Source organism: Pseudomonas sp. NPDC099000, assembly GCF_044759925.1.
Classification (GTDB): domain Bacteria; phylum Pseudomonadota; class Gammaproteobacteria; order Pseudomonadales; family Pseudomonadaceae; genus Aquipseudomonas.
Window position 1 is genome coordinate 24,574 of record NZ_JBIWAF010000025.1, and the last position, 8,259, is coordinate 32,832.

Annotated in this window: 9 protein-coding genes; 2 read left to right on the forward strand and 7 right to left on the reverse strand. The window is 48.6% G+C overall.

The window, feature by feature from the left end; translation table 11 throughout:
- Window positions 1-70: 70 nt before the first annotated feature.
- A complete protein-coding gene (locus ACIQV9_RS23125; protein ID WP_149417353.1) occupies window positions 71-316 on the forward strand; it encodes a type II toxin-antitoxin system Phd/YefM family antitoxin in 246 nt (81 codons plus the stop codon).
- A gap of 11 nt (window positions 317-327) precedes the next feature.
- Window positions 328-699 carry a type II toxin-antitoxin system VapC family toxin gene (locus ACIQV9_RS23130; RefSeq protein ID WP_403106394.1) on the forward strand — a complete coding sequence of 124 codons (372 nt, stop codon included), beginning with the start codon at window positions 328-330 and terminating at the stop codon, window positions 697-699.
- Window positions 700-954: 255 nt separating this feature from the next.
- Here the strand turns inward: ACIQV9_RS23130 and ACIQV9_RS23135 are convergent, their stop codons facing one another.
- The 7 genes from ACIQV9_RS23135 to ACIQV9_RS23165 form a co-directional block, all read right to left on the reverse strand.
- Window positions 955-1,218 (reverse strand): colicin E3-like toxin immunity protein, encoded by a 264-nt coding sequence (locus ACIQV9_RS23135; RefSeq protein ID WP_403106397.1) that lies wholly within the window; start codon window positions 1,216-1,218, stop codon window positions 955-957.
- A gap of 7 nt (window positions 1,219-1,225) precedes the next feature.
- The gene (locus ACIQV9_RS23140; protein WP_403106400.1) at window positions 1,226-2,443 is read right to left on the reverse strand and encodes an S-type pyocin domain-containing protein; all 1,218 of its coding nucleotides are present in this window, start codon (window positions 2,441-2,443) and stop codon (window positions 1,226-1,228) included.
- A 192-nt stretch (window positions 2,444-2,635) separates the two neighbouring features.
- Entirely contained in the window at window positions 2,636-3,349 is a 714-nt protein-coding gene (locus tag ACIQV9_RS23145) for an HNH endonuclease (RefSeq protein ID WP_403106403.1), read from the reverse strand.
- Window positions 3,350-3,459: 110 nt separating this feature from the next.
- A complete protein-coding gene (locus ACIQV9_RS23150) occupies window positions 3,460-3,993 on the reverse strand; it encodes a Bro-N domain-containing protein (protein ID WP_403106406.1) in 534 nt (177 codons plus the stop codon).
- A gap of 392 nt (window positions 3,994-4,385) precedes the next feature.
- On the reverse strand, window positions 4,386-6,119 hold the full coding sequence (locus ACIQV9_RS23155; RefSeq protein WP_403106409.1) for an ATP-binding protein: 1,734 nt from the start codon (window positions 6,117-6,119) through the stop codon (window positions 4,386-4,388).
- A 15-nt stretch (window positions 6,120-6,134) separates the two neighbouring features.
- Window positions 6,135-7,289: a DNA cytosine methyltransferase gene (locus ACIQV9_RS23160; protein ID WP_403106412.1), complete on the reverse strand. Its 1,155-nt coding sequence runs from the start codon at window positions 7,287-7,289 to the stop codon at window positions 6,135-6,137.
- 254 nt (window positions 7,290-7,543) lie between these two features.
- On the reverse strand, window positions 7,544-8,259 hold a 716-nt coding region (locus ACIQV9_RS23165), incomplete at its 5' end, for a ribonucleotide-diphosphate reductase subunit beta (protein WP_403106416.1).

The window sequence follows — 8,259 nt, forward strand, 5'->3', positions numbered from 1 at the left end:
TCAGCTCGACACCTTGCCTATTGGAAATCTCGAGCTTAGGCTAGCTTAGCTAACTCTATAGAGGTGCCATATGAATGAACTGGTGCAAGTAAACATGCACGAAGCAAAATCCCAACTCTCCCAACTTGCTGAACGTGTATGGCATGGCGACAAGGTCGTGATCGCCAAGGCCGGCAAGCCTTATCTCGATCTGCTGCCTCATGTCGATACACCCCGGGCGCGCAAGCCTGGCCGGTTGAAGGGGAAGATTCGGATGTCTGCAGATTTTGACAAGACCCCCGAGGACATCATCGATGGATTTGAGGGCAGTCTATGAGGCGCTTGTTGTTGGATACCCATGCGTTTCTTTGGTGGCTGTCTGATGATCCTGCACTGGGCGCAGATGCTCGACAGATGATGGGGGAGCCGCGTAATCAGGTCTTAGTGAGTGCCGCTTCGATCTGGGAGATATCGATTAAACAGGCTAAAGGGATGCTAGACGCTCCAGAGGATCTTGAGGCGCTCGTTGAGGACGAGGGGTTTACCAAGCTGCCAATTTCGCTGTTCCATGGACAGCAGGCAGGGAAGTTACCGGAGATTCATCGCGATCCGTTTGATCGGATGTTGATTGCCCAAGCTCAGGCAGAAGGGTTGGAGTTGGTCACGGCGGACGGGATTATTCCGAAGTATGGGGTTCGGGTGGTTTCTGCACGGTCGTGAGGTGAGCGGAATACCGATGTTTCCAAACCCACCGCAGATGCCCCGTGGGAGCCTTCTCCCGATTTGGAAGATCACCACATTCCGCAAGCCGACCACCAAGCCGTGGGAGACGTCTTGCCGCTGTTCGGTTTTGTAGCTGGCCTGGATCAGGCAAACAAAAAGCTGACAAGTCGCATTTCGCACTAAGCGAAGAAATCAAGTAAAAACCGATCAGGGGAATGATCGGTTTTTTTTGTTGAATGTTTCAGTCCACTCTCACTTCGATTGCCAATTGTCTCGATAGACGAACGAAACTTGGTAGTCATAGGAAAGCAACTGAATGGCGTGGTGGAAATGGGGCTGGAGAGTGCTGACCCAGTCGGGAGAGACGTTGAAACCGCCATTGTTCACGTTGTTTTCAATAGGGATGCCCAGCGCTTCGATTACAGAGCCATCATCGCCAAAGTCTTTCGACAACTCCTCTCCTTCTCCCATATCGGTTCGTTTGTCATACCATTCAAGCCTGATTTTCAGTCCCATAACGTCCTCATAAATATTTTTTGATGCTTCGATTTTTCTTCGGTGGGTCCAGCTGTTCGCCAGTCTCATAGTCGAAAGAACCTAAGTGGCTGCCATCACTTGAACGATAGGCTTCAAGTTCACCATGTAAAAAATCCCACTCATAAATTGTTCTACCCTTCACATCAGTCCAGCGATCCCGAAGTCCTCCCGCGTATGGCGTTTTCTTTTTTGTTCTTCTCAAACCAGGAAATGCAGTGATGTCTTCGGTTTCGGGGGCTGGGTGATAGGTGTGACCCGCTTCGGCTGTGCCTTTGCCCCGAACACTCACCACAATATAAACCGGACGTACCCCTGATCCCGCCGGGAATACCAGAATGAAATCCTTGTACTCCGGCGGATACACCGGGTTCACGATGATGCTGTCAGCCGCTTTCGTCGGCGGATAAACCCAGATATGCGGTGCTTGCGGGGCAGCCTCCAGCGCCGGAATGCCCAGGATGTCGGAACCGTCCACGGCCGGCGTCCAGATCAGTTCAATGCCGTCACCCAGGTCAGCCACCTGCTGGCTGCCACGCAAGGTGAATTGCGCGACATCAACCATTTCCCAATCGCGATTTTTACCGGTGTAAAAAGCGTATACCTTGAGGCTGCCGTCAGTCTGTTGCTCGACGCGCAAGCGAACGCGGGTACGGGCCTGTTTGAGCGCACGGAGTTGGTCTTCGGTGTAAAGCGAGCTGTCGCCCAGATTCGAGGGTGTGACCAGAGCAGCAAGGCCAACCAGCGTTGCTGTAACGGCGCTTGCGGCAGCCACGGGAGCAGCGGCGAATGCCGAGCCGGCCAAGGCGAGGGAGCCCAGACCGACGGGAATCGCTGTGCCACTGATCTTCTTCAATGGCACAGCACCTGATTCATCCGCGTGGCGAGCACCCAGCAGAATCAGGTCACCGTAGTCTTTGAGGCTATCGGTCGGCACCATCCCTGAGGGATTCGAATAATCGATGATGGCGTCCGGCAGCTTGCAGGACTTGGCGAAGACACATCCGGCTTGAGTGGTCCTTTGCTTTTGCGCTATGACCTGACGGCTGCGTTCGAAGGCGTCTTGCCGGGCCAGCATGGCCTCGTAGGCTTTTTGTCTGGCGTCCCGCTCGGCCAATTCGGTGGCGGTCATGAAGCGGTGAGTGACGTGATGCCCATCACCGGAGGGCGGATTCTTAATCCGCGGAATGTCCTTGTTGCCAGCCACTGATCATCCTTTCGTTCATCCATCGGCAGCCCCGAAAAAGGGGCTGCGCGACGTTAACGAACGTGGCTGATCGTGGCTGTAGGACGAATCCTGGATGACTCTAAGCGATTTCTCTTTTTATCGGGAGGGCAGCGCAATTCTTACGACTCGCCGTTTTCGTGCACATGTGCCGATGAAGTTTTACAGGCTCAATCACTCAAACTTCAGCCGTTCCACCTTCTGAAACAGTGAGGCAGTGAACTCATCCCGGTCACTCGAATGGTGACAACGGCGATGACAGTTTGGGCACAGCGCCACAGCATTGCTCGGACGATCCGAACCTTCCTGCGCTAAATGCTTAACGTGATGAACCTCAAGAAACGGCTTGCCATCCTTTTCAAAGGGAGCGGGCTCGCCACAGCCTTCGCATCTACCGTTAGCCTGTTGGCGAACCCAAGCTCTCACCCCGGGATCGCGAACAAAAGACCTTCCGCTGGACTGAGTTTGTTCTGGTCGCTCAATCCCTTTCGGCACGTCTTTAATCGGTTGTTTTTCAAGTTTGGCAGATCGCTGTTCCAGCGTTGCCTCGTCCGCCGTTGGGGCAAAATCCGCAGGTGTCAACGTACTTGGAGCGTTGAGCGCTTTTCGAATGCTTCGCGCCACATTCGCGCCGACATTCTTGGCGGGTTTGTATCCCGCAATGCGAGCTCGATCCAGCTCCTCCAGCACTGTAGAGATGTTCTGCATTCGAAACTCAACCGACCCTTTGGTCCGACCGGCTAAGGCTCCCTCACGCAAGATGCGATTCTCCTCAGTCTTAACGACTTTCTGACCACTCTGCTCGCGGGACAACATGCTGAGATAGGCGTCTACCGCAGCCTGAATCTCAATGTCAGTCCAATCGCTGTTGCTCTTTTCCGTGTCCATAAAATCGCCGAGGGCTGAAAACCCTCGGACGATACTGAGTGGCCATTACGACTGTCTACGAAAATTCCTACAGAAAAGACCGACGCTTCTTTCAGTTGATCCTACAAAGGCTAGCCAACCGAATGCTTCGAAGACTGAAACGCCTCCCAAACCTTCCGCCACCAAGGCTTAACCACCGGCACCCGCCGCCGTGTCCGATTGAGCAACAGATAAGGCATGTCCCGCAGCCGAATCCAACCTTCATCCTGCCAATGCAACAGACTCAACGACATCTCCGGCCAATCCAACAAACTCAACATCGGCCGGTCTGCATTCTTTGACGGCGCCGCATCGCGCAAGGCCGGCACCACTTGATGAGTCAGCCACTCGCGCAACAGCCGATTCCCCGGCGCGTAGTGATAGACCAACAACGCATAGACGCCGGACTCGCTGAGCATCAACCGTTTCTCTGGCTGGCCGTGGTAGTCGATCAACAACGTATGCCGCTGATCCTCGTCCAGTTTGCTGACCACTCGATTGTTCAGATGAAAACCCATCAAACGACCGAAATCTCGGGCGCAGAACCATGGCTGGTTTTCCAGGAGGAGGGCATGAAGTTCGAGGTTTTGGCGAATGAAGACGGTAGGGATGTATGGATCAGACATGATAGGCCTCCTGGATCGGAAGCATATTTTTTGCGGTGAAAATGTAGGTCATTTCCTTCAATAGGAAGGGAAAACGCTTAGGCATATCCATTACCTCTACTTGATAGCTTTCTTAGGGCTAAGGCGCCGGGAGTTAAGAAACCCCAAGTAGAAGGCCGGACATATTCCCCTTTCGGGTCTTGTATTCGCCCACTCCCGACATAGCAGAGGTTTTTTTTACACCCACAAGAAATCCGTAGGCACAAAAAAAGCCGCATCTTTCGGGAGCGGTCAGGCCGCTACTTGAGGCGTTTCTTAGGCGCCGGGATCTCAGGCTATGAGTTTTGGTCCATATGGTCAAGCTGAAAGTTTCATTGGTCGAGGCGTGTGAATTCGCATCGGGCCTAAGTAAATTAGTTTTCTATTAGGTACCGAAGAGCCGGTAGTATTTCTTCGCGAATGGCAAATGCGGTCAACCTATTTATTGGTTGGAAGGCATTGTGAGCGGCGCTATTTAGAATCGGTTTATGGGCCGCAAACCGTGTAAGACTTTGTTTCAGTTTGTTTCTTCTGGCCGTATCCCAAATTTCATCGTGTAAAGAAAGGAACGAAAGTATTTCATCTAGGCTTGGTTCCAGATGCTTCGTTTCTTTCACAGTTAGTGGCTTCAATCCACGAACAATTTTATCTTGATTTCTAGATTCTATAATTGTGCTTTTTAGATCGTCATACATATCATGTCTAGCGAGATAGCAAATTGTACTTGTTTCAAACAGTATTCTAATTAATACCAGCCCTGAGTAGGTGTGCTGGTTAAGATCTAATCTCTTAGCTTCATGTACCAATGCGAGGTGTTTTTCGTCACAGTGGAGTTCATCAATGTCTTGAGGAAGTATGGTTGAAAAAGTATTGTGATCTATTTTAATAGTGGGCTTTTTTGTCGGCTGAGTAGGTTTGGAGGAAGGGTTTTCCTTTTCCTTTTCCTTTTTTCCATTTTTTTCACCAGAATTACCCCCGGTTTCGGAAGAAGCAGGTGGGGAGGTAATAGTTTCATTTTTACGCTTTCTTCTTTTAGCGTCACCTGCGTCGCTTCTCCATTGAGCGACGAATTTTTCCATATCTGAAAGTGCCATTTGATAAGCAATGTTATTTAAGTCGACGTCAGTTTTTGTTGTGTTCCAGGGGAGAAGCGAAGGATCTTTGCTAGTAAAGTGTATGTTCCCGACGAAACCATAAAATTCACTGTGAAATGCTTTGGTCCACCCAGTCTTTCTACTTTTGTCTGAGATTACTATTGCTCTATCATTGCAGTAAATGGTCCATCCATATTCACTTGTCAAACTTGCGTTCGTGTCTTTGTTGTAGTCCGGTTCTGCTGTGAATCGATGTTGTTCATGTTGGCCTGATTCTATAAAAACAGATACATTTGGCGCTCTAAATATTTTAGTCTGTCCTTCATAGGGGCTGTTGATTCTTATTTTTATCGAGAGGCTTTCTATCTGTAAAGAATTGATCGTAATGTTCAAGTCTTTGTCAAGCAGCTTGCAATACCGTCTGCTGATTTCTTTTGTCAGGTCGTTTAACCAAACTCGATCTGCAAAAACCTGTGAGTTTTCGGTAGGAAGTTTGGTGATTTCAATTTTTGTGCCAATTATTTTGGTAGTTGGTAATCGTTCAGCTGGAAGATACCAATCATCAGAGTTTAAATATGCTTCTGTGTCTAGAACAAGTGCCGCGCGCTCTAATCCAGTGTCAGTAGCTATTGTTGTATGTTTGCCTAGCCTGAATATGGCCCTATTTAAGCCTACGCCAAATACACCTATGCCCATGTTGTGTGACGAACGATCACCAAATTTTAAAGCTGTATTTTCTAGGTCGGTAATTGATATTCCACCGCAATTGTCAGATATCGAAAACAAATCACCATTTATGGTCAGTTGTATTTTGAAACCTTTGTATGAGGGTGGTGGGATTTCTTTGTCTATTTCTGGATGGATTTTGTAAATCGTATCTCTGGCCGCATCAACCGCGTTGTCAATAAGATCGAAAATGCATGCTTGGATACTGATGTCTCGGGTAAGGCTGTCAACTACCACGAATTTGCTAGGGCGTGTATCAACTTTAAGTTTGTTAACAGCCTTGTTCATGTGTACTCCTTGCAGTCAAGCGGCGCATTCGGTTTTTTGTTGGGTTACATTTTTAAAGATTGGTGAAAGTAGTCCTTCCGACATTAAAGGAGATACGCTATTGCCAATCATTCTAAAGCTATGCCATTTGGTTGGATGAAATACAAACCAATCAGGGAAGCCTTGTATCCTCGCAGCTTCTCGAACTGTTATAACTCTACCCTCTGATGGGTGTAATGGACGTACTGCCTGAAACGAGCCTTTATCTGAACCTGTTCCTGCTCTTAAAGTAGGGCTAAGTCCGTCCCAGTGTAGTTTGTAAGATTTACTAACTGGGTCAGCCTTGCCGCATGGAGTATTAGCATATCGAGCAGATACAGTTTCTGTATGACGTGTTTCTATTAGGCCTGACAGATAACCATCTTTCATTCTTGCGATAGAATCATTCCAACCAAGTCCTTTTGGTGGCAGATTTCTCATTTTTTTTGCGTAAGATGAAAGTTTTTTGCCATCTAGAGATGGGTAAAGTGCCCATCCGTAGTCGAGGCTATTTTTAGGATCAATAATTGGGGGCGGTAAATCTGATATTGCGTCTCTTATTGTTGTTGGTTTTATAGGGCCTGATGGAGATAATTTGTCTAATGATAATGGCTCCATTTCTTCTGGATCATATCCTATCACCACTACGCGAAGTCTATTTGTGGCGGCTCCGAAGTTGGCGGCATTTACAATGAAAGGGCCGAGTATTTTGTATTTTCCTGAAACTTGTTCAATTCCATTCATGAGTGTTTCAATATTTTCGTTGTCCAACAAACCTTGCACGTTCTCCATTACAAAAAATTTAGGAGATAATTCTTTCACGTGACGATAGTAGTGATGAATAAGGTCGTTGCGCGGGTCTTGTTTCTCACGCTTGCCAATACGGCTAAAGCCTTGGCATGGAGGGCCCCCAATTATGCCGGTTGGTCTGACACTTCCGATTAGCTGATTCCAATCGGATTTCAGTATCTCGGCTACATTTCCTTGAATTGGCTTTGCTTTGGGAAAGTTCTTTCCGAAGCTTGACTGTAATGTCGAGTCAATGTCGATAGCTGCAATGGACTGAAAACCTGCTAATTCGGCCCCAAGAGAAAATCCACCACAACCACTGAACAGATCAATAATCGTTGGTGCGTCCGTGAAAGATTCCATTCAGAGCCTCTGAATCCAAAAAAATTATGGGATTGTATCAGGAAGTTTTCGGTTATGGGAGTGGGAAGTAAAGTCGCTGATCAACCGGGCACCACATACAGCGGCAGAGTATTTCCTAAAAAGTTCTTGAGATAGTAGCTTTAGCGAAATTATCAGATGTCGCTTAACACTGTTGGTATTGGAACATTTATAAAAAAAAGCCCCGGTGAACCGAGGGCTTTTTCATTCTATAAAAATAGGAGTTTGTTTAAAAATCAATCCCAGCTCAACGCCCCACCAGTCTGATACTCAATAACCCGCGTCTCAAAGAAATTCTTCTCTTTCTTCAAGTCCATAATCTCGCTCATCCAAGGGAACGGATTCGTAGTCCCCGGATACTCTTCCTTCAACCCAATCTGCGACAGACGACGGTTAGCGATGAACTTCAGATAGTCCTCCATCATCGCCGCATTCATCCCCAACACCCCGCGAGGCATTGTATCCCGAGCGTATTCAATCTCCAGCTGAGTCCCCTGCAGAATCATCTGCGAAGCTTCTTCCTTCATTTCAGCATCCCACAAGTGCGGGTTTTCGATTTTGATCTGGTTGATCACGTCGATGCCGAAGTTCAGGTGCATGGATTCGTCGCGCAGGATGTACTGGAACTGCTCGGCGACGCCGGTCATTTTGTTGCGGCGGCCCATGGAGAGGATTTGGGTGAAGCCGCAGTAGAAGAAGATGCCTTCCAGAACGCAGTAGTAGGCGATCAGGTTGCGCAGCAGTTCTTTGTCGGTTTCGACGGTGCCGGTTTCGAACTTCGGATCGGAGATCGAACGGGTGTATTTGAGGCCCCAGGTGGCTTTTTTCGCGACCGATGGGATCTCGTGGTACATGTTGAAGATCTCGCCTTCATCCATGGCCAGCGATTCGATGCAGTACTGGTAGGCGTGGGTGTGGATCGCCTCTTCGAATGCCTGGCGCAGGATGGACT

Excerpts from the sequence above, each read along its gene's own strand:
- ACIQV9_RS23155 (WP_403106409.1), bottom strand. The coding sequence starts at position 6,119 with ATGAACAAGGCTGTTAACAAACTTAAAGTTGATACACGCCCTAGCAAA.
- ACIQV9_RS23125 (WP_149417353.1), top strand. The coding sequence starts at position 71 with ATGAATGAACTGGTGCAAGTAAACATGCACGAAGCAAAATCCCAACTC.
- ACIQV9_RS23160 (WP_403106412.1), bottom strand. The coding sequence starts at position 7,289 with ATGGAATCTTTCACGGACGCACCAACGATTATTGATCTGTTCAGTGGT.
- ACIQV9_RS23150 (WP_403106406.1), bottom strand. The coding sequence starts at position 3,993 with ATGTCTGATCCATACATCCCTACCGTCTTCATTCGCCAAAACCTCGAA.
- ACIQV9_RS23145 (WP_403106403.1), bottom strand. The coding sequence starts at position 3,349 with ATGGACACGGAAAAGAGCAACAGCGATTGGACTGACATTGAGATTCAG.
- ACIQV9_RS23135 (WP_403106397.1), bottom strand. The coding sequence starts at position 1,218 with ATGGGACTGAAAATCAGGCTTGAATGGTATGACAAACGAACCGATATG.